Source organism: Promicromonospora umidemergens, from assembly GCF_024171995.1.
Lineage (GTDB): Bacteria > Actinomycetota > Actinomycetes > Actinomycetales > Cellulomonadaceae > Promicromonospora > Promicromonospora umidemergens.
Map to the genome: position 1 here is coordinate 185,537 of NZ_JAMTCT010000001.1, position 19,334 is coordinate 204,870.

19 protein-coding genes are annotated in these 19,334 nt (G+C 72.1%); 10 read left to right on the forward strand and 9 right to left on the reverse strand.

Features of this window, described 5'->3' with window-relative positions:
- Positions 1–33: 33 nt before the first annotated feature.
- The 5 genes from APR04_RS00865 to APR04_RS00885 all read right to left on the reverse strand — a co-directional run bounded on the left by APR04_RS00865 (position 34) and on the right by APR04_RS00885 (position 3,575).
- Entirely contained in the window at positions 34–687 is a 654-nt protein-coding gene (locus APR04_RS00865) for a pyridoxine/pyridoxamine 5'-phosphate oxidase (RefSeq protein ID WP_253867224.1), read from the reverse strand.
- Positions 684–1,244, reverse strand: coding sequence for a TetR/AcrR family transcriptional regulator (locus APR04_RS00870; protein ID WP_253867226.1), 561 nt, complete (start codon positions 1,242–1,244; stop codon positions 684–686). The genes APR04_RS00865 and APR04_RS00870 overlap by 4 nt, the downstream gene beginning before the upstream one ends.
- A gap of 66 nt (positions 1,245–1,310) precedes the next feature.
- Complete coding sequence (locus APR04_RS00875) at positions 1,311–1,529, reverse strand: SCO4848 family membrane protein (RefSeq protein WP_253867227.1); 219 nt, start codon at positions 1,527–1,529, stop codon at positions 1,311–1,313.
- A gap of 89 nt (positions 1,530–1,618) precedes the next feature.
- Complete coding sequence (locus tag APR04_RS00880; protein ID WP_253867228.1) at positions 1,619–2,824, reverse strand: GNAT family N-acetyltransferase; 1,206 nt, start codon at positions 2,822–2,824, stop codon at positions 1,619–1,621.
- A 115-nt stretch (positions 2,825–2,939) separates the two neighbouring features.
- Positions 2,940–3,575 carry a GNAT family N-acetyltransferase gene (locus APR04_RS00885; RefSeq protein ID WP_253867230.1) on the reverse strand — a complete coding sequence of 212 codons (636 nt, stop codon included), beginning with the start codon at positions 3,573–3,575 and terminating at the stop codon, positions 2,940–2,942.
- A 189-nt stretch (positions 3,576–3,764) separates the two neighbouring features.
- On the opposite strand from APR04_RS00885, the gene APR04_RS00890 reads away from it, so the two are divergent.
- From APR04_RS00890 to APR04_RS00905, 4 genes are all read left to right on the forward strand, one after another.
- The gene (locus APR04_RS00890) at positions 3,765–5,153 is read left to right on the forward strand and encodes a DHA2 family efflux MFS transporter permease subunit (protein WP_253867233.1); all 1,389 of its coding nucleotides are present in this window, start codon (positions 3,765–3,767) and stop codon (positions 5,151–5,153) included.
- 19 nt (positions 5,154–5,172) lie between these two features.
- The gene (locus tag APR04_RS00895; RefSeq protein WP_253867234.1) at positions 5,173–6,048 is read left to right on the forward strand and encodes a siderophore-interacting protein; all 876 of its coding nucleotides are present in this window, start codon (positions 5,173–5,175) and stop codon (positions 6,046–6,048) included.
- A gap of 126 nt (positions 6,049–6,174) precedes the next feature.
- Positions 6,175–7,137: a hypothetical protein gene (locus APR04_RS00900; protein WP_253867236.1), complete on the forward strand. Its 963-nt coding sequence runs from the start codon at positions 6,175–6,177 to the stop codon at positions 7,135–7,137.
- A gap of 108 nt (positions 7,138–7,245) precedes the next feature.
- Entirely contained in the window at positions 7,246–7,662 is a 417-nt protein-coding gene (locus APR04_RS00905) for a VOC family protein (RefSeq protein ID WP_253867238.1), read from the forward strand.
- 116 nt (positions 7,663–7,778) lie between these two features.
- On the opposite strand, the gene APR04_RS00910 is transcribed toward APR04_RS00905, so the two are convergent.
- From APR04_RS00910 to APR04_RS00920, 3 genes are all read right to left on the reverse strand, one after another.
- Positions 7,779–8,702, reverse strand: coding sequence for an NADP-dependent oxidoreductase (locus APR04_RS00910; RefSeq protein ID WP_253867239.1), 924 nt, complete (start codon positions 8,700–8,702; stop codon positions 7,779–7,781).
- Between the two features lie 76 nt (positions 8,703–8,778).
- On the reverse strand, positions 8,779–9,768 hold the full coding sequence (locus APR04_RS00915; RefSeq protein WP_253867241.1) for an SMP-30/gluconolactonase/LRE family protein: 990 nt from the start codon (positions 9,766–9,768) through the stop codon (positions 8,779–8,781).
- A 121-nt stretch (positions 9,769–9,889) separates the two neighbouring features.
- Positions 9,890–12,382, reverse strand: a complete 2,493-nt coding sequence (locus tag APR04_RS00920; protein ID WP_253867242.1) for an ATP-dependent DNA ligase — start codon at positions 12,380–12,382, stop codon at positions 9,890–9,892.
- Positions 12,383–12,483: 101 nt separating this feature from the next.
- Between APR04_RS00920 and APR04_RS00925 the strand changes: the two genes are divergently transcribed.
- Together APR04_RS00925 and ku are read left to right on the forward strand one after the other, a co-directional pair.
- On the forward strand, positions 12,484–12,807 hold the full coding sequence (locus tag APR04_RS00925; protein WP_308292308.1) for a glutaredoxin family protein: 324 nt from the start codon (positions 12,484–12,486) through the stop codon (positions 12,805–12,807).
- Positions 12,808–12,876: 69 nt separating this feature from the next.
- A complete protein-coding gene (gene ku, locus APR04_RS00930; protein ID WP_253867244.1) occupies positions 12,877–13,761 on the forward strand; it encodes a non-homologous end joining protein Ku in 885 nt (294 codons plus the stop codon).
- Positions 13,762–13,766: 5 nt separating this feature from the next.
- Here ku and APR04_RS00935 read toward each other — a convergent pair whose 3' ends face one another.
- Complete coding sequence (locus tag APR04_RS00935; RefSeq protein ID WP_253867245.1) at positions 13,767–14,498, reverse strand: SRPBCC family protein; 732 nt, start codon at positions 14,496–14,498, stop codon at positions 13,767–13,769.
- 358 nt (positions 14,499–14,856) lie between these two features.
- Here APR04_RS00935 and APR04_RS00940 point away from each other — a divergent pair, with 358 nt between their 5' ends.
- The 4 genes from APR04_RS00940 (at position 14,857) to APR04_RS00955 (ending at position 19,278) form a co-directional block, all read left to right on the forward strand.
- Positions 14,857–16,527 (forward strand): metallophosphoesterase family protein, encoded by a 1,671-nt coding sequence (locus tag APR04_RS00940; protein WP_253867246.1) that lies wholly within the window; start codon positions 14,857–14,859, stop codon positions 16,525–16,527.
- Positions 16,528–16,536: 9 nt separating this feature from the next.
- Positions 16,537–17,271, forward strand: a complete 735-nt coding sequence (locus tag APR04_RS00945; RefSeq protein WP_253867248.1) for a metal-dependent transcriptional regulator — start codon at positions 16,537–16,539, stop codon at positions 17,269–17,271.
- Positions 17,272–17,345: 74 nt separating this feature from the next.
- Positions 17,346–18,572, forward strand: coding sequence for an MFS transporter (locus APR04_RS00950; protein ID WP_253867250.1), 1,227 nt, complete (start codon positions 17,346–17,348; stop codon positions 18,570–18,572).
- A gap of 46 nt (positions 18,573–18,618) precedes the next feature.
- Complete coding sequence (locus tag APR04_RS00955) at positions 18,619–19,278, forward strand: vitamin K epoxide reductase family protein (protein ID WP_253867251.1); 660 nt, start codon at positions 18,619–18,621, stop codon at positions 19,276–19,278.
- Positions 19,279–19,334 lie beyond the last annotated feature (56 nt).

Genomic DNA, 19,334 nt, shown 5'->3' on the forward strand with positions numbered 1-19,334 from the left:
TCTCCGTGTCGAGGAAGTGGTGGTGTGCGGGGGTCAGGGCCAGAGCAGGCCGGTGATCCAGCCGTCGGCCCCCGCCCGGTAGAGCAGGCGGGTGTGCGGGCCGTCGTCGGGCGCCTGCCAGAACTCGACCTCCGTGGGAGCGACCACGTAGGCGGTCCAGTCCGGCGCGGCGAGCTGGGGGTCGGCGCTGACGGCGCGCAGTGCCTCGGCGAATGCCTGGTCATACTCCTGCGGGGAGGCCAGCGGCTCGCTCTGGTGGTTGACCAGGCCGGCGGCACGCGAGACGTCCGGGCGCGCGAGGAAGTCGGCGCGGCTCGCCTCCGGGCTCGCCGGCGCCGCACTCCCCGTGACCTTGACCTGGCGGCCCAGCCCGGGCCAGAAGAACGTCAGGGCGGCGTGCGGGTTGGCCGCCAGATCACGGCCCTTCGGGCTCGTGGACTGCGACGCGAACCACCAGCCGTCCGCCGTCACGTCCTTGAGGAGCAGCGTTCGCGCGTGGACGTGCCCGGCGGCGTCGGCGGTCGAGAGCGTCGCGGCATGCGCGGCGAGCAGCTCCGCCTCGATCGCCTCGTCCAGCCAGGCGACGAACAGCTCGTGCGGTGTGGACGGGGCGGCGTCCGGGTCGAAGGGCGGGAGCCCGGGCCGGGCGAACGTGGGCAGCGCGCGCAGGCGCTCGCGGAAGGTCATGGGTGCTCCTTCTGGGTCAGCAGGCCGACGAAGCCGCGCACCGCCGCGGTCAGCGCGTCCGGGTCCTGCGTGGCGCGGGCGAGGACGTACCCGCCCTGGATGATCGCGAGGGCGGCGTGCGCGCGGTCGCGGGCGACGTCGTCGGGCAGGCCCGTCTCGCGAAAGATGCCGGTGACGACGCCGAGCAGCCGCACGAAGTAGGCGTCGAGCACGTCGCGCAGGCCGTCGTCGTCCATCACCGCCTGGTCGGCGGTGAGGCGGCCGATCTTGCAGCCCGCCAGCGCGTCGCGTGGCCGCTCGAGGTAGGCGACCAGGCGTTCGATCGCCGGGGAGTCGCTGCCGAGCGTGCGCATCGCCTGGGCGAGCGCCTGGTCCACGTTCGCGCCGACGGCGGCGACGGCGAGGTCGTGCTTGGTGGGGAAGTGGTGGTACAGGCTGCCCTGCCCGACGCCGGACGCCGTCAGCACCGCGCGCGGGCTGGTCGGTCCGACGCCCTGGACGGCGAAGAGGTCCTGTGCGGCGCCGATGAGGCGGTCACGTGCGGTGGGCGTACTCATGGCCGCACCATACCTACCTCCAGGTATGGTCGCAAGAGCGGATCACCCGGCGGGCGCAGCCGGGGCTCAGAACAGCGTCAGCAGGCCCAGCACCCCGACCGCCAGGGCCAGGGTGAGCGAGACCGCGATCAGGACGGTGTGCACGGTGAGGAACTTCGTCGCCCTGCCGTTCGCGTCGCGCGACCGGGGGTCGGCGGCTATGCGCTGCCAGAACCGCGGCCAGATGAGCAGGTTCCACGCGGCGGTGACGATCAGGACGACGGACCAGGCAACCGGAATATCCACGTGCCCCAGTATGAGCCTTGGTCGTGGGCGCGACCGTTGCGCCTGGAACGGGCAGGTAGCCGCAACAGGCGCGCCCAACAAGGGGAGTCCTAGAAGTAGTCGCGGACGTGGAGCTGGCGGCCCGCGAACAGCGCTGTCAGGACGGCGTCCCGGGCAGGGCTGCCGGTCAGGTGGCCCGCGAGCCTCAGGTTGCCCGCCGACTGCGCCCCCGCGTACAGCAGCGCCAGCCCGTTCGGGCTCAGCACCGGCCGCTCGTGGTGCGCGTCCTCGAGAGCGACCGCGTCGCGCTCGACGTGCGTGACGCCGTCGGACACCGTGAGCGTCCAGGTACCGTCGAGGTCCTGAGCACCGCGCACCGCGAACGGGACCCGCGCACCCTCGAGCGGCGACCGCACACCACCCAGCGCACCGGCCACGTCCAGGACCCGCAGCATGTAGGGGTGGGCCGAGTGGACCGTCGTGGTCAGACCGGGCAGGACCAGCCAGGCAGGGTCCAGGCCCGACGTCGACACCCGTGCCGTGCCCACCACCGTCGAGAAGCTGCCGATCGTGCGCCACAGGGCACGGGCCGCGTCGGGCGTCAGGGCGATGAGGTCGTCGACCTCCATGACGGCGCTCGCTGGCGTGAACCCCTCGCCGCGGACCCAGCTCACGAAGCCGACCACCTCGCCCGAGCCGTCCACGGCCAGCGTGACGCCCGTGTAGTCGGCGAAGAACTTCTCGGGCGGGGTCCAGAAGGGCTTCTCCGCCCGCGAGACCGGCCCGTTCTGCGCGGCGGCCCACGTGCGGTGGACGGCCGTGATCGCGTCGAAGTCCGCGACTCCCGCCCGCCGGGTGACGATGCCGCTGGGCGCCGCCACGCGGCCCAGCTCCGGCAGCGGGACGTCGACGTCGTCGAACGAGCCGACCACCTCGTAGCCCAGCCCGCGGTAGATGCCCGGGGCGCTCGGGAAGAGCGTGGAGATCGCCTCGCCGCGTTCGCGCGCTTCGTCGAGGGCAGCGGCGAACAGGTGCGCGAGGTGCCCGGCGCCGCGGCGCTCCGGCTCGACGGCGACCCCGGCGACGCCTGCCGTCGGGACCCGCGCGCCGTGGAACCACGACGTGAACCCGTACACCCGCAGGCGGGCGGCCATGCCGTCGCTGTCGAACGCTGCCCACTCCCGGAAACCCGACGCCGCCCACTCCTCGCGGGTCGGCAAGGGACGCCCGCCGTCGGGCGTACCGAACGCCTCTCCGCCGAGGCGGGTGTAGTCCGGCTGGTCGGCATACCCGACAGGGCGCACGGTAATACTCATGCAGCCGACCTTAGACATGTTCGGTACGGCGGGAGCGGTCTGGCGAACGGGTTCAGGCTCCGTTCATGCCGGCTGAGTCTGCGGCTCCGTTCATGACAGCTCCGTTCATGACGGCTCAGTCGCCGAAGTAGGCGACCAGGTCCTCGGCCGGGTGGGGCCGGAGCAGCGGGGTACGCGTGACCTCGAGCGGCTCGGGCGTGAGCAGGCCAGGTAGCTCGGCGTCGGCCGTGCGGTCGCCGGGGGTGATCCCGTCGTCGGGCACGAGGTCGCGCTGGAAGAGCACGGCGTCGTGCCACTGGCCCAGCTTCCAGCCGATCTTCTCGAAGGCGCCCGCACGGTGGAAGCCCGCCGCCTCGTGCAGCGCGATGGCCGGGTCGTTCGGCAGCACGATGCTCGCTACGACGCGGTGGTACCCGCGGTGCGCGAGCCGCGCCAGCAGCGTGTCGTAGAGGGCACGGCCGCCGCCGCGCCGCTGGTGGTCGGCTGCGACGTAGACGTTGGTTTCAAGAGTCCACCGGAACGTCGGGCGGTCCGCGAACGGCTTGGCGTAGGCGAAGCCGGCCACGGCACCCTCCGCCTCGAGCACCAGCCACGTCTCCCGGCCGAAGAACCGCTCGATGCGGCGCGTCATCTCGCGAGAGTCCGGCGGGTTGGTCTCGAAGGTCGCCGCCGAGTCGGCGACGAAGGGGGCGTAGATCCCGGCGCAGGCTGCGGCGTCGTCTGGTGTCGCGACGCGGACGATGCTGTCCATGGACGGATCTTGCCGTGAACCGACGGCGCGCGATGATCGCAGCGTGGGCTTGACGGCAGTGCTCTGAGCGGGTAGCTCACGTGGGCCACTGAGCGGGTAGCTCGCGCGCCACTGTGCGGGTTGCTCACGTGGCCGCAGCCGTCGGCAGTGCCGGGGCGCGTGTCGGTGGCTGGGCATAGCGTGTGGCCCGTGACCACGCTCCAGAGACGGGTGCTTCTCGTCGCCATCCTCGGCTCGTTCGTGTCGTTCCTCGACGGCACGGTCGTGAGCGTGGCGCTGCCCGCCATCGCGCGAGAGCTCGGGGGACCCGGCGTGGCGGGGCTGGCCCTGCAGCAGTGGGTCGTCGACGCGTACCTGGTGACGCTCGGCGCGCTGATGCTCGTGGCCGGCTCGGTGTCCGACGTCTACGGGCGGCGCCGGGTGCTGGCGGTCGGGCTCGTCGGGTTCGCGGCGGCCTCGGTGCTGTGCGCGCTCGCGCCGACCGGTCCGGTCCTCGTCATCGCGCGTGCCCTCCAGGGAGTGGCGGGCGCCCTGCTGGTGCCGAGCTCGCTCGCCCTGATCGTCGCGACGTTCAGCGGTGAGCCGCAGGCCCGCGCGATCGGCCGGTGGACCTCGTGGACGACCGCCGCGATGATCGTCGGCCCGTTCGTCGGCGGCCTGCTGGTCGACCTCGTGTCCTGGCGCTGGGTGTTCTGGATCAACGTGCCCGTCATCGGCGTGACGCTCTGGCTGCTGCGCGGGGTACCGGCTGCAGCGGGCGTGCCGGGGCGCCGGGTGGACGTTCCCGGTGCTGTCCTGGCCGCGTTCGGCCTGGCGGGCGTCGTGTTCGGGCTCATCGAGGGGGAGCGGCTCGGGTGGACCTCGCTCGGCGTCCTGATACCGGTCGTCGCGGGCGCCACGATGCTGGTGGCGTTCGTGCTCCATCAGCGGCGGGCGGCGGACCCGATGCTCCCGCTGAGCCTGTTCCGGGCGCGCAACTTCGCCTGGGGCAACCTGGCCACCACCGCGATCTACGGGGCGCTCTCGCTGGGTGGTTTCGTGCTCACGCTGTTCCTGCAGCAGGTCGCCGGGTACTCCGCGACGTGGTCCGGTGTGGCGCAGCTGCCGACCACGTTCGCGATGATCCTGCTGTCTGCCTGGTTCGGCACGCTGGCGGGCCGCTACGGACCGCGGTTGTTCATGACGGTGGGGCCGATCGTGGCAGGGGCCGGGTACCTCCTCATGCTCTCGATCGACGAGACGGCCTTCTACCCCACGCAGGTCCTGCCCGGGCAGCTCGTGTTCGGGCTCGGCCTCGCGATCACGGTGGCGCCCCTGACAGCGGCCATCCTTGGCGCCGTCCCCGCCCACGACGCCGGCATCGGCTCTGCGGTGAACAACGCCGTGGCACGCGTCGCGGGCCTGGTGACCGTGGCGTTCGCGGGCATCATCACGGGCGGGGTGCTCGACGTCGCCTCGTTCCACCGTGCGCTCCTCGTCACCGCTGCCCTCCTCGTGGTCGGCGGGCTGCTGTCCTTCGTGGGTATCCGGAACACGCGCCGGATCCATCCGGACCAGACCCTGGTCAAACCGACTTAGGTGTGCCTAACCTCAGTACATGGCACACAAGGGGCGCAAGGCGGTCGATCCGCACGTCGTGATGGCCGACGTCGTCAACACCAAGCGAGTCACGCCGAACATGATGCGGGTGACCCTCGGTGGTGACGAGCTCGCCCAGCTCACGCCGGTCGGATACGACCAGTGGTTCCGCCTCTTTCTGCCGCGCGCCGGCCAGGACATGCTGCGTCTGCCGACCCGCACGTCAGGGCTCTGGTACGCCGAGTACCTCACCACCCCGAAGGCCCGGAGGCCCTGGGTGCGCAACTACACCGTCCGTGCAGCACGGCCCGACCTGAACGAGATCGATGTCGACTTCGTGCTGCACGCCGGCCCCGACGACGCCCCCGGAGACACTGCCGAGCACGGCCCGGGAGGTGCCTCCACGCACGGCTCGGGGCCGGGCGCCGGCTTCGCGCAGGCCGCCGAACCGGGCCTGCGGGTCGGCATCCTCGACCAGGGCATCTCCTACGACCCGCGCCACGCGCACGACTGGACGCTCCTGGTGGCCGACGAGTCGGGGCTGCCCGCCGTCGCGGGCATCTGCGAGTCCCTCCCCGAGGACGCCCGTGGCATCGCGGTCATCGAGGTGCCGACGGCCGGGGACAAGCAGGAGTTCCGGGCACCGTCCGGCGTCGAGCTGCGGTGGGTGGTCCGGTCCGACGGTGACCCGCACGCCGTACCGGGACAGGCCGCGCTCGCCGAGCTGCGGGGGCTGGACCTGGCCGGTCTCGGTACCGAGGTGTACGCGTTCACGGTCGGGGAGTCGTCGCTGGCCACGGGGGCGCGCCGGTACCTGGTGAACGAGTGCGGGGTGCCCAAGGCGTACGTGGACTTCGTGGGCTACTGGCGCCACGGTCGTTCGGCGCCGGGCTGAGCCGACCACTCGCTCGGCCTGCTTGGGTGGTGTCGAGCGCGACCACAGGCGCTGATCTCGAAGGGTTGTGCACAGGGCGACCGGCAGGAGCGCCGCGCCGGCCCTGGTCTGAGCGAACCTCGTGGGGTGAACGAAGTCGAGATCGTCCTGGCCCGCGAGCACGACCGCGAGGCGTTGCGCCGCGCCGTGCGGGACCAGAAGATGGAGCGGATCCGCCGGGGTGCCTATCGCCGTCGCCAGGGCACGACCGGTGACCGGTACGAGGTCGCCCGGGACAGGGCGGTCGCACGCGTCGTCGCCGTGAGCACCCAGATCCGCCGCGCCGTGGTGAGTCACGAGTCGGCGGCGTTGCTGCACGGGTTGCGTCTGTGGCAGCCACCCGGGCACGTCCACGTCATCCAGTCGTACCGGGCGTCGTCGGCATCCGCCCGTGACGTCGCACGGCATCGTCTGACGCTCGCCGATCACGAACGGACCACCCTGGGCGGCGTGCCGGTGACCAGCCTGGCGCGCACGATCGCGGACTGCTGCGTATCGCTGCACCCGCTGCTCGCGCTCGTCATCGTGGATCACGCGCTCGCGCTCGGCCTGGACATCGAGCGCGCACGCGAGATCGTCACCGGGATGCGGGACGTGCGCGGGCGTCGTCGGGCGCTCCTGGTGCTCGAGCTGGCGGACGCGGGGGCGGAATCGGCCTGGGAGACCTGGCTGCGGTACCTGGTCCTGCGGGCCGGTCTGCCCCGACCGACCACGCAGCTGCGGGTGCGCACGCCGCACGGTGAGTACCGGGCCGACCTGGGCTGGGAGGCGTTCCGGCTGCTGGCCGAGTTCGATGGGCGGGTCAAGTACGCCGCCGGGGCGCTGGGCCCGCAGCACGACGCCGGCCGTGCGCTGTTCGACGAGAAGCGCCGCGAGGACCATCTGCGGGAGGAACGCTGGGGAGTGGTGCGCGTGACGTCGTCGGACGGCGCCGGCCCGGCGCTCGCCCGGGTGCTGCGCCACGTGCCGGAGGAGGTGCGTGCGGCGCTGACCCCTATCCGGCTGCTCCCGGCCCCGCCGGGTGCCATGGGCAGCCCACGTGGTCGGTAGAACGTCATGAAATCGGTAATCCGAGCTACCGATCACCTGACGTTCTGCCGACCACCGTGCCACCCTAAATCCGTTGGGCGGGGGCCTCGGGTGTGCCAGGGTCCGACGGTGGCTTCCTTCATCTCGCACCTGTCCATCGACTGCTCCGACGCCTACTCGCTCTCCGAGTGGTGGAAACCGGTGCTCGGCTACGAGGACGAGCCCGGCGACCCGAACCTGCCCGGCCACGACGAGTGCCTGCTCGTCGACCCGGAGGGAAAGGGCCCGACGGTCCTGTTCATCGAGGTGCCGGAGGCCAAGTCGGTGAAGAACCGGCTGCACCTCGACCTGCGGCCGCGCACGGACCTGCAGGACACGGAGGTCGAACGCGTGATCGCGCACGGCGCCACGGTCGTGGCCGACCGGCGCGGGCAGTACGGCCCCGTTACGGGCTGGGTGGTGCTCGCCGACCCGGAGGGCAACGAGTTCTGCATCCTCCGCTCGCCCGCCGAGGTCCAGGAGCAGCCCGCGCCGGTCTTCGGCTGAGGGGTACTCGGCCCCGCCCGCCCGTGCAGTCGGCAGAACGTCAGGTGATCGGCAGCCTGAGCTACCGATCACCTGACGTTCTGCCGACTGCACGGCGGACTGCGCGCAGTCGCGCGTCAGATCCGGACGACCACCTTGCCGCGCGTGTGGCCCGTCTCGTTGGCCCGGTGCGCTTCCGCCGCGTCGGCCAGGTCGAAGGTCTGAGCGATCTCGACCGACAGCTTGCCTGCGTCGAAGAGCGCAGTGAGCGCGTCGAGGTCCGCGGTGGACGGGCGCACCCAGACGTAGTGCCCGCCGTGCTCGGTGCGGGCGGCGGCGTCGGCGATCGAGGCGATGGTGCCGCCGTCGGCCAGCAGCTCCGCGCTGGTGGCGACAGCGTCGCCGCCGGCGAAGTCGAGGGCGACGTCGATGCCGTCGGGCGCGATCGCTCGGACGCGGTCGGCCAGGCCGTCGCCGTAGGTCACCGGCTCGGCCCCGAGCCCGCGCAGGAACTCGTGGTTGCCCTCGCTCGCGGTGCCGATGACGCGGGCGCCCAGGGCCTTGGCGAGCTGTACGCCGAACGCGCCGACGCCGCCGGCCGCCGCGTGCACCAGCACCGTCTGGCCGTCCTTGACCCCGGCGCGCTGGATCGCCTGGTAGGCGGTGAGGCCGGCGAGCGGTACCGCAGCGGCCTCCTCGAAGCTCAGCGAGGCCGGCTTGCGGGCCAGCGTGCGCACGGGCGCTGCGACGAGCTCCGCGAACGTGCCGCCCCGCACCGTGTCCTTGCGTACGTACCCGTACACCTCGTCGCCGACCTCGAGCTCGGTGGTGTCCAGGCCGACCTGCTCGACGACGCCCGCCACGTCCCAGCCCGGGATCGCCGGGAGCTCCGTGTCGATCAGACCCTCCAGATAGCCCTGGCGGACCTTCCAGTCGACCGGGTTGACCGAGGCCGCCTTGACCCGGACCAGCAGGGTGTCGGGACCGATGTGCGGGTCGGGCTGCTCGGTGAGCTCCAGGACGTCCGCGCTGCCGAACTCCGAATATGTGATGGCTCGCATTCCAGCCACAACCCACCCGGCGGACGCCGGTATTCCACGGCCGCCGGGTGGGCTGGAGCACAGGCGCCCCGGGCGCTCAGTGCAACGGCAGGCGGGTGACCCAGTACCCGGTGTCTTCCTGCGGCGTCGTGGTGAACCTGGCGTTCGGCAGGTACAGCGCACCGGCGAAGCCCGCGATGGTGGTGGGCGTGTCGAAGTCGTCGCTGGTCCGTGTCTGCAGCACCCGCCCTTCCGACGCCGCCCGGTCGAGCCGCACCGTCGCCACCTGGTTGCGGGTGTTCTGCGCGACGTAGAGGGTGCGGCCGGTCCGGAGCATGCCGTCGCCGTTGGCGAGCTGGTCATCGCCGAGATCGACCAGGTAGGCATGCCCGTTGGCGGGGTCCACGCGGAAGAGGTCACCGGTCGTCGAGTTCACGACGAGCAGCGACCTGCCGTCGGGCGACGTCGTGATGCCGTTGGCGTTGAACCCGTCGACCTGCTCCCAGTCGCCGTGCAGCGCCAGCTCGTCGGACGTGTCGGTGGGCGTGCCGCCCGGTCCCAGGTGGAGCCGGTGGACCACGGAGCGCTCGGAGTCGGTGAAGTAGGCGTAGTGCTTCGTCACGACGACGTCGTTCACGAAGCCGCCGCCGAAGTCGTACGTCGCGAGGACCTCGCCGGTGCGCCCGTCGACGACGCGTGCGTCGCCGCCGGTGCCGCCCGAGACGAACAGCCGGCCCTTGGCGTCCACGGTGAGCCCCACCGACGGCGTGCCCGGCCCCTGGCTGATCACCTCGCCCTCGCCGGTCAGCAGATCGGCGCGATAGATGTCGCCGTCGGCCCGCGAGCCGAACCAGGCGAGCGGACCCGCCGTCGTGATGCCCTCGGGCTGGAAGGCGTCGGGAAGCTTGATCCGGTCCGGGAGCTCGATCTGGGGGAAGGGGTCGCGCAGGGCCTGGCCGAGCTGCTGCTCGGGGGAGCTGCTGGGGGTCGCTCCGGGTGCGGCGACTGCTGTCGCCGGGACGGCCGCGAGCGTGAGCGCGGCAAGGATGGCCACCGGGGCGGCCAGACGCTGGGGGTGTCTGAACATCTATGTCCTCCGTCCGTCGCAGAACACGGTACGTCGATGGTCCGCGAAAGGGGAGGAAAGCGGTAAAAGTGTGCCAAGCGCCGACGCCTGGAAGCCCGTCAGCGTCGGGGGCATCGGGGCGTCAACCCTGACCCGGACCCTCCACCAGGACGTCCTCCGGCGACTTGTCCGGGCGCCACCCGCGCCACACCGAGTGGCGCATCCGCCGCTCGCCGGACGCGCTACCGCTGCCCTCCGCCCAGTCGGCGTACGTCACCTCGCCCACCAGCTTCGGCGTCACCCAGCGGGCGTCGGACGCGTCCTCCGCCGGGACACCCGACGCACCGGGGGTCTTGCGCTCCATGCCCTGCAGCCGGGTGGTGATCTCCCGGCGCTCACGCTCGGTGAAGCCCGTGCCGACCCGTCCGACGTAGCGCAGGCCGTCGCGCACGTCGCCGTCGTCGGGCACCGCCATGAGGAGGGAACCCATCACCGAGGTGTTCGCCCGGCCCGGGCGCCAGCCCACGATCACGACCTCCTGCATCGCGCTGTGCTTGAGCTTGAGCCACTCCCGCGAGCGCCGTTCCGCGTAGGTGGAGGTGCGGCGCTTGGCGACCACGCCCTCGAGCCGCAGGGTGCGTGAGGTGCGCATGGCTGAGTCGAGGTCGCCGTCGAACGCGGGCGGGAGGTGGATGGGGGCGCTGGGCGTGAGGAGGGACTCCAGCAGCTCACGCCGCTCGGTGTAGGGCTGGTCGGTGACGCTGTGGCCGTCGGCCTCCAGGACGTCGAAGAGCATGAGGTCCACCTGGACGCGGGCCCGCGCGCGTGCGACGTCGCGCTCCTTGCGGAGGTTGGCGCGCTGCTGGAGGCGGCGGAAGTCGGGGCGGCCGTCGCGGTCGAGGGCGACGATCTCGCCGTCGAGCACGACGGGCAGCCGGGCCGGGTCGACCTGGCCGGCGAGCGCGGACAGCTCGGGGAAGGTGACGGTGAGGTCCTGGCCGGAGCGGCTGACCAGGCGCACGGTCTCAAGGTCCTCGACGTGGGCGAGGGCGCGGAACCCGTCCCACTTCATCTCGAACGTCCAGCCCTCCGGCTCGACGAGCTCGCCGGGCGCCGCGTTGGTGGCGAGCATCGGCCGGCGCGCCTTGTCTCGCTGGGTGCTGGCCTTCTGCCCCGACAGGGCCTTCTTGCTGGGGGAACGTGCGGCACCCGGCGGGGCCGGGGCGCCGGGCTGGGCCTTGGTGAGGTGGATCAGCCAGTTGTTCTCGGCGTCGCCGTCGCGGCCGCCCGTGCGGATCAGGGCGAGGCGCCGCGCACCGCGTTCCGCGGAGCGGAGCGTGACGATCACCTCGTCGTCGCGCCATTTCTCCAGCTCGTACGTGCCGGAGTCCCAGATCGTGACCTCGCCGCCGCCGTACTCGCCGCTCGGGATGGTGCCCTCGAAGGACCCGTACTCCAGCGGGTGGTCCTCGGTCTGGACGGCCAGGTGGTTCTTCGCGGGGTCCGTCGGTTCACCGCGGGGGAGCGCCCAGCTGACGAGCACGCCGTCGTGCTCCAGGCGGAAGTCCCAGTGGAGGCGGCGGGCGTGGTGCTCCTGGATGACGAACGTGGGCTCTCCGGCGGCCCGTGCGTCGTCGGAGTCGGGGCCGAACGGTTCCGGGGTCTTGGTGGGGTCGCGCTTGGCCCGGTAGTTCTCCAGCTTCTGGAAGGTGGCCAGGCGCTCCGGCGTCGGCTCGAGCGCGGAGAGGTGACCCTCCAGGAGCGGGGCGAGGAGGTCGCCGTCGGCCTCGACGCGTGCGACGACCTCGTCGGGCGTGAGCTGCGCGAGGTCCGGGTCGTCGAGCTCTTCCCAGGTGCGAGGTGCTGCCACCCATGGCTGGTCGCGGCCGCGCAGGGAGTAGGGCGCGATGGTGGTCTTGCTGCCGTTGTTCTGGGACCAGTCGACCAGCACCTTGCCCTGCCGCAGGCTCTTGCTCATGTCGCTGACGACGAGGTCGGGGTGCTCGGACTCGAGGTAGCGCGCGAGCTCGTGCGCGACGGCGGAGACGGCGTCGGAGTCGAGCCGGGTGTCCTGCGCCTTGCCGAGCGCCGCGTACAGGTGGATGCCCTTGGAGCCCGACGTCACTGGATACGGCTCCAGGCCCATGCCCTGCAGGATCTCGCGCGCCCAGCGGGCGACCTGTGCGCACTCGGGCAGGCCGGCGCCCGGGCCGGGGTCGAGGTCGAGCACCAGGCGGTCGGGGTCGAGGCGGGCGCCCGTGCGGCCGAACTGCCACTGCGGGGTGTGCAGCTCGAGGGTCGCGGTCTGGCCCAGCCATGTGAGGGTCGCGAGGTCGTTGACGAGCACGTAGTCGTTGGCCGACGTCCTGTGCTGGATCGACCGGCGCTTGACCCAGTCGGGGGTGGAGGCGTCGAGGTTCTTCTGGAAGAACATCTGCCCGCCCGTGCCGTCGGGCCACCGCTTGCGCGTGGCGGGGCGGTTGGCGGCGTGCGGCAGCAGCACGGGCGCGACCTGTGTCAGGTAGTGCAGGACCTCGCCCTTGGTGGTCCCGGACGCGGGGAACAGCACCTTGTCGAGGTTGCTCAGGCGGAGGCGATGTCCGTCGACCATGACCGTCTGCTGCGTGGACGCCATCACACCATCGTGCCGCCGGTCGGGTTCTCGTGCCCAGACGTCACCGAGATCACGTGCTGGAGGGTCGTGACGGCGGCGGGAACTCCGCTAGGCTCCGGCGAGTGATTTCGGACTACCGCGCGATCGACGCGCTCGCAGCGCCTCTGGCGACTGCAGGCGATGCCTCGTCGGCCGCCCGACCTGAGCAGCTCACCGTCTACGGCGCCGAGTGGTGCCGTGACTGCCGCCGCAGCAAGGCCGTTCTCGACGTCCGCCGCGTCAGCTATGTCTACGTGGACCTCGCAGCCCACCCGACCCGTGCCGACGAGGCCGAGGCGCTGACCGGGCGAAAGACCATCCCGGTGCTGGTCTTCCCCGACGGCGAGCAGCTCGTCGAGCCGACCAACGCAGAGCTCTGCGCGAAGCTGGACCGCGCCGGCCTCTGACGCCACCCCTGTTCGTCGGCCCAGACCGAAACCTGGGCATGTAGTGCTCCCCAGGCGCACCATAGAAGGATGAGGGCGATCTGGAAGGGCGCCGTGACCTTCGGCCTCGTCAACGTTCCGGTCAAGCTGTACAGCGCGACCGAGGACCACGACGTGTCGCTGCACCAGGTACACGATGCCGACGGTGGACGTATCCGGTACAAGCGCGTGTGCGAGATCGACGGCGAAGTGGTGCCGTACGAGCACATCGACCGCGCCTACGACGACGGTGAGCGCACGGTCGTGCTCACCAAGAAGGACCTCGCGGATCTCCCTGCCGAACGGGACCGCGAGATCTCGGTGGTGGAGTTCGTGCCCAGCGACCAGATCGACCCGATCATGTTCGACCGGACGTACTACCTCGAGCCGGACTCCAAGTCCACGAAGGCGTACGTGCTGCTGCGCCGCACGCTGGAGGAGACCGAGCGCACGGCCGTCGTGAAGTTCGCGCTCCGCCAGCGCACCCGGCTGGCCGCGCTGCGCGTGCGCGACGAGGTGCTCGTGCTGCAGACCCTGCTGTGGGCCGACGAGGTCCGCGAGGCCGCGTTCCCCTCCCTCGACGAGCCCGCGAAGATCTCCGAGAAGGAGCTCACGATGTCGGCCCAGCTGGTCAGCAGCTTCGAGGCCGACTTCACGCCCGAGGACTACGAGGACGAGTACCAGGTACAGCTGCGCAAGCTCGTCGAGGCGAAGCTCGAGGCCGGCGAGACGGTCGACACGGCCGCGACCTTCGGTGAGACGGCCGAGGAGGAGGGCGAGGGCGCCGAGGTGGTCGACCTGATGGAGGCGCTCAAGCGCAGCGTCGCGGAGTCGAAGTCGAAGTCTGGGTCGAAGTCCGGGTCACGGTCCGGGTCCGGGACCTCGTCGACGTCGGCCAGGTCGAAGCCGAAGTCGAAGTCCCGCAAGGCGGGCTGACGGGCTCAGCGGCGCAGCCGCGCCGTCAGGCCGCGCTCTCCTGCCCGCATCACGTGGGCGTGCGCCCAGGCGAGCGGTCCGGGGCCGATCCGGGCGGCGGCCCGGAACCAGGTGGGGACGGGGGCGACCTCCCAGCGCAGGCTCACCTCGGCCGAGGCCTCGCCACCATCGGCCGGACCTGGGCCGCCTGCTCCCTGCCCGCCTGCCCCCGCCGACACCGTCACCAGCGCAGACCCGACCAGATCCCCGGACACCCGCAGCCGCGCCACGCCATCCTCCGCGGGCCACGCCATCGTCTGCGCTTCCGCCGGCTCATGCGTGGAAGATGGCATGGCCCGCGGACGATGGCGTGGCTCCCGCGTCTCGACCAGGTCCAGCCGGAACCGCAGCGCGTAGCCGAGCGGGCTGCGGACCTGCAGCCGGGCCCAGGCTCCGGGCGCGGCCAGCCCGTCCGGCCCGACGACGGGGTGGGTGGCGAGCGCGGTCAGCCCGGGCCACCAGTCGGGCCAGGTGAACCCGGGGTCCGCGAGGACCGGCCAGACGCGCGTCACTGGCGCGGCCGGGCGCCAGACCGATTCGAGCACGAACATCGGTCCATCGTGCCGTCTGAGCTGCAAGTTCGTCGTGCGGGCGGCGCCGAGCCGCAAGTTGGTCGTCCGGGTGGCGTCGAGCCGCAAGTTGGTGGTGCGGGTGGCGTCGAGCCGCAAGTTGGTGGTGCGGGTGGCGTCGAGCCGCAAGTCACGCGTCTATACGGGTGTCCGGTGACGTGTTCGCATCGGTTCGGCGTCCGAGGCCACCGTCAACTTGCGGTTGGGCGCCGCCGCCCAGACCGATCGACGCGCATCTTGCGGTTCGGCTCCTGCCGGTGGGCTGATCGGCGCCCAACCTGCGGTTCGGCGCCGGCCTCCGGACCGATCGACGTGTACCTTGCGGTTCGGCGCCGCCGACCGTCGGCCCGGTCAACGCGCAACCTCCGTCTCGGCGCCGGCACCTGCGCCGAGCACCAAGCAGGCCTCGGCGGCGCGCGGCACGCATCGGCCGCGCCGCATGAACGCGCGGCACGCATCGGCCGCGCCGCATGAAAAGGTAGGACCGATGAGCCGTCCCAACCCGCCCCGCTGGCTGCGCTGGACCCTTGCCGGCGTGGCAGCAGCCGTCGTGTGCCTCACGTTCGGGATCACGACCGCCAGGGCAGACCTCAGCCTCGGCCCGCACGAGGCCACGTACGGGGTCACCGCGAACGACAGGCTGCTCGCCGACCTCGGCCCGCTCGGCACCGTCGTGACGGACTCCCCGCTGCCGCTCAATCTCGGCGTGCGCATCACCGTGCACGAGATCCCCGCCGACCTCTCGGCCGTGGACACGGCCAGCTTCGACGCGCTCTCCGGCGACCTCGACGGGTATCTCCAGTTCTTCGACACCCCGCAGCAGACGGTGCGCACCGTGGCGTGGGCGCTGGTCTGGGACGCGGCCCGCGGGACAGGAGCGGCCGCCCTCGTGCTGGTCGCGGCCGGCTTCGGCCTGCGGATCCTGCTGGGTGCTGCCCGACGGCGGGATCTCGCCCGGGTGCTGGCGCCCCGCACCTGGGAGATCACCGGCGCCGTGCTCGTCGTCGTGCTCGTGGCGAGCACGGCCACCTCGAGCGCGGGTCCCGAGGAGCGGGCCTCGCTGCCCGCCTCGCCGGTGTTCGAGGGGACCGCACTGGAGGGCGCGCGCATCACCGGCCGCCTGGCCGGCGTCATCGACACCTACAGCGGGCAGCTGGTGGAGACCTACCAGGCCAACGAGGTGTTCTACGCCGGAGCGCGGGAACGGCTGAACGAAGCCTGGGACGCCCGGGTCGCCGAGCAGGAGGCCGCGGAGGCCGAGCAGGGTCCCACGGCGTCGGACAGCCCGGAGAGCACCGACTACGTGACGCTCCTCCTGGTCTCCGACCTGCACTGCAACACGGGCATGACGCCGCTGATCCGGGACCTCGCCAGCCGGCTGGCCCCCGACGTCATGCTCAACGCCGGGGACACCACCATCAACGGCACGAGCGTTGAGTCGGTGTGCGTCGACTCGTTCGCGTCGGCGGTGCCCGACGGCGTCCCGTTCGTCGTCTCCGACGGCAACCACGACTCCCGCCTGACGACAGCGACGGAGCTGGCGAACGGCCAGATCGTGCTCGACGGCGACATCGTCGAGGTCGAGGGCGTACGGATCCTCGGCGACCGGGACCCGCTGGAGACGCGGATCGGCAGCGGCACGGTGATCGCTCGCGAGGAGACCCCCGAGGAGGCCGGCGAGCGCCTGCGGGACGTCGCGTGCGAGGCCGCGGGGGAGCCCGGACTCGGCGGGTACACCGCGGAGGACCGGGTGGACCTGCTGCTGATCCACCAGCCCGCCGTGGGCGACGCGGCGCTGGAGTCGGGATGTGTGCCGTTCCAGATATCTGGGCACATGCACACGCGGATGGGGCCGGAGGTCGTGGGATACGGCGTGCGGTACGTGAACGCGAGCACCGGTGGCGCGACGAAGGGCAACACGTCGGTGGGTCCGCTGCGGGACTCCTCGGAGATGACGGTGCTGCGGTTCGACCCGGAGCGGCGCCGGTTCGTGGACTGGCAGCTCGTCGAGGTCACGCCGGAGGGGGAGGCGTCGGTGAGCGAGCGCACGCCGATCCCGCCGCCGGTCCCGTTGCCCGACGAGGTGCCTGGCGACACCGCGGAGGGTGTGATGTCCGGCACCGGGTGGACGCCGTCGTCGGCGCCGTCGGGCAACTAGGCTCGGGGCGTGGAGATCGCAACCGACCCGGCCGAGCTGACGCCCGTCGCCCAGGACTACCTGAAGGCGGTGTGGTCGGCGCAGGAGTGGTCGGACGAGAAGGTGACCACCAAGCAGCTTGCCGACCGGCTCGGGGTGGGCGCGTCCACGGTGTCGGAGACGGTGCGTCGCCTGTCCGGGCAGGGCCTGCTGGAGCACGAGCGGTACGGTGCGATCCGGCTGACCGACGACGGCCGCCGTCTCGCCCTGGCGATGGTGCGCAGGCACCGGCTCCTTGAGACGTTTCTGGTGGACCAGCTCGGGTACGGCTGGGACGAGGTGCACGACGAGGCAGAGGTGCTGGAGCACGCGGTCTCGGACGTCTTCGTCGAGCGCATGGCCGAGCGCCTGGGTAACCCTTCGCGCGATCCGCACGGTGACCCGATCCCGGCCGCCGACGGAACGGTCGTCCGGCCCTCTGCCGTACCCCTGTCGTCGATGCACGCCGGCGACGTCGGTACCGTCGTGCGCATCTCCGACGCTGATCCCGAAGCGCTGCGCTACCTCGCGGAGCTCGGCCTGGACCTCGACATGCGGGTCGAGGTCACGACGCGGCGCGAGTTCGCTGGCACGGTCGCCGTGGCCTGGACGTGCCCGGCGCCGCAGCCGGGGCAGGGCGGCGCCGGTGAGCCGCTCGGCACGGCCGAGCGGGTGGCGGACCTCGGCCTGCTGGCGGCGTCCCGCGTGTGGGTCGCTCAGGAGTAGTCTGCTCCCCGTTGTGCTCGTCGCCGGTGTCGCCGACGGTCTGTTCGAATCGATACGACACCCTGGAGAGCCCCATGGCGACCACCCCTGAGCGCGCCCCGGACGAGGCGACGGCGACCGGTTCGATGCGCCGCGCGGCGCCCGCGCTCGTCGCGCTGGCGGTCGGCGGCTTCACCATCGGCACCACCGAGTTCGCCGCGATGGGCCTGCTGCCCGACGTCGGTGCGGACTTCGGCGCGACCGACCCGCAGGTGGGGCACACCATCACCGCGTACGCGCTCGGCGTCGTCGTCGGGGCGCCGCTGCTGACGGTGGCCGCCGCGCGGATGTCGCGCAAGCGGCTGCTGCTCGTGCTGATGGGCGCCTACACGCTCGCGAACGTGCTGTCGGCGGCGGCGCCGGACCTCGGCTGGCTCGTGGCGGGGCGGTTCTTCGCCGGTCTGCCGCACGGGGCGTTCTTCGGCGTGGGCGCGGCGGTGGGTGCCGCGGTCGCGGGGCCGGCCCAGCGGGGCCGGGCCGTCGCGATGATGATGACCGGCCTGACCGTCGCGAACGTCATCGGCGTGCCCCTGTCCACCTGGGTGGGGCAGGTCTTCGGGTGGCGCACGTCCTACGTGCTGATCGGAGCGCTCGGTATCGTCACGCTGCTGGGGCTGTGGCGGCTCGTGCCGGATGCCGCAGGCGGTCCCGGGCGCTCGGTGCGCACCGAGCTGGCGACCCTGCGGAACGGTCCTCTGTGGTTCGCGTTCGCCGCGGGCGCCGTCGGGTTCGGTGGCATGTTCGCCGTCTACACCTACGTGGCCCCCACCATGACCGGCGTGACCGGTCTGCCCGGCGGTGCGGTGCCGTGGGTGCTCGCCCTGTTCGGCGTCGGGATGACGGTGGGGACGCAGATCGGCGGCCGGCTCGCCGACCGCGGCGTGCTGCGCGCGGTGCTGATCGGCTTCGTGGCGACCGCGGCGTCGCTGGCGCTGTTCGCGCTGACCGGCGCCTCGGTGGTGCCCGCCCTGGTCTCCCTGTTCCTGCTGGGCGTCACCTCGCAGATGTTGGGCCTCGCGTTCCAGACCAGGCTGATGGACCTGGCGCCCGGTGCGTCGTCGCTGGGTGCGGCGCTGTGCCACGCAGGCCTCAACGTGGCCAACGGCGCGGGGGCGTTCCTCGGCGGCGTGGTCATCGATGCAGGCTGGGGCTACCTCGCACCCGCCTGGGCCGGGGTGGGAGTCACCCTGCTGGGGCTCGGCATGATCCTGGCGTTCGGGCGGCAGCGGGTGGTGCATCAGGCCGCGGAGACAACTTTGTGACCCGAGATCCAGCAATGTCCCAGCCCGCGCCGGTAGCGTGGGGCGGGTGACTGAGACAGGGGCGACCACGACGTCGTCGGAGAGCTCGATGAACGATGAGAACGACGTCGCCGCGACGGGGGCCAGACCGCTCGCCGGCCGGACGATGGGGCTGCTTCTCGTGGTGCTGGGCGGGATCGGCTTCGTGGCCTCGTTCGCCCTCGCGTGGGAGAAGTACCTGGCGTTCGTCGATCCGGACCGGACGGCGTCCTGCACCGTCAACCTGTTCGTCACCTGCAGCGCCGCCATGGACTCGTGGCAGGGCGCGCTGCTCGGCTTCCCCAACCCGTACATCGGCGTGGCGGCGTTCCCCGTCGTCGTCACGACGGGGGTGATGCTGCTGCTCGGTACGCGTCTGCCCCGCTGGTACTGGACGTCGCTGCTGGCCGCGACGGTGCTCGGCCAGGCGCTCATCTTCTTCCTGATGTGGACCAGCTTCGAGGTGATCGTCGCGCTGTGCCCCTACTGCATGGTCGTGTGGACCATCATGTGGCCGCTGCTCTGGTACCAGATCGTGCGAGGCGCCCAGTCCGGCGACCTGCCCATGGGCGCTGGACTGCGGGACGCGCTGGTGGGCAACCGCACGATCATCCTGATCATCGGCTACGTCGCCGCTGTGGCGTGGCTGATGCTGGCGGTGGGCGAGCACCTGATCGCGTCGTTCTGACACGTTCAGCGCCCGGCCCGGCCCAGGCCGCGGTAAGCGGGCCGGGGCCGGGCTGC

Excerpts from the sequence above, each read along its gene's own strand:
- APR04_RS00865 (WP_253867224.1), bottom strand. The coding sequence starts at position 687 with ATGACCTTCCGCGAGCGCCTGCGCGCGCTGCCCACGTTCGCCCGGCCC.
- APR04_RS00870 (WP_253867226.1), bottom strand. The coding sequence starts at position 1,244 with ATGAGTACGCCCACCGCACGTGACCGCCTCATCGGCGCCGCACAGGAC.
- APR04_RS00880 (WP_253867228.1), bottom strand. The coding sequence starts at position 2,824 with ATGAGTATTACCGTGCGCCCTGTCGGGTATGCCGACCAGCCGGACTAC.
- APR04_RS00885 (WP_253867230.1), bottom strand. The coding sequence starts at position 3,575 with ATGGACAGCATCGTCCGCGTCGCGACACCAGACGACGCCGCAGCCTGC.
- APR04_RS00895 (WP_253867234.1), top strand. The coding sequence starts at position 5,173 with ATGGCACACAAGGGGCGCAAGGCGGTCGATCCGCACGTCGTGATGGCC.
- APR04_RS00910 (WP_253867239.1), bottom strand. The coding sequence starts at position 8,702 with ATGCGAGCCATCACATATTCGGAGTTCGGCAGCGCGGACGTCCTGGAG.
- APR04_RS00915 (WP_253867241.1), bottom strand. The coding sequence starts at position 9,768 with ATGTTCAGACACCCCCAGCGTCTGGCCGCCCCGGTGGCCATCCTTGCC.
- APR04_RS00920 (WP_253867242.1), bottom strand. The coding sequence starts at position 12,382 with ATGGCGTCCACGCAGCAGACGGTCATGGTCGACGGACATCGCCTCCGC.
- ku (WP_253867244.1), top strand. The coding sequence starts at position 12,877 with ATGAGGGCGATCTGGAAGGGCGCCGTGACCTTCGGCCTCGTCAACGTT.
- APR04_RS00940 (WP_253867246.1), top strand. The coding sequence starts at position 14,857 with ATGAGCCGTCCCAACCCGCCCCGCTGGCTGCGCTGGACCCTTGCCGGC.
- APR04_RS00950 (WP_253867250.1), top strand. The coding sequence starts at position 17,346 with ATGGCGACCACCCCTGAGCGCGCCCCGGACGAGGCGACGGCGACCGGT.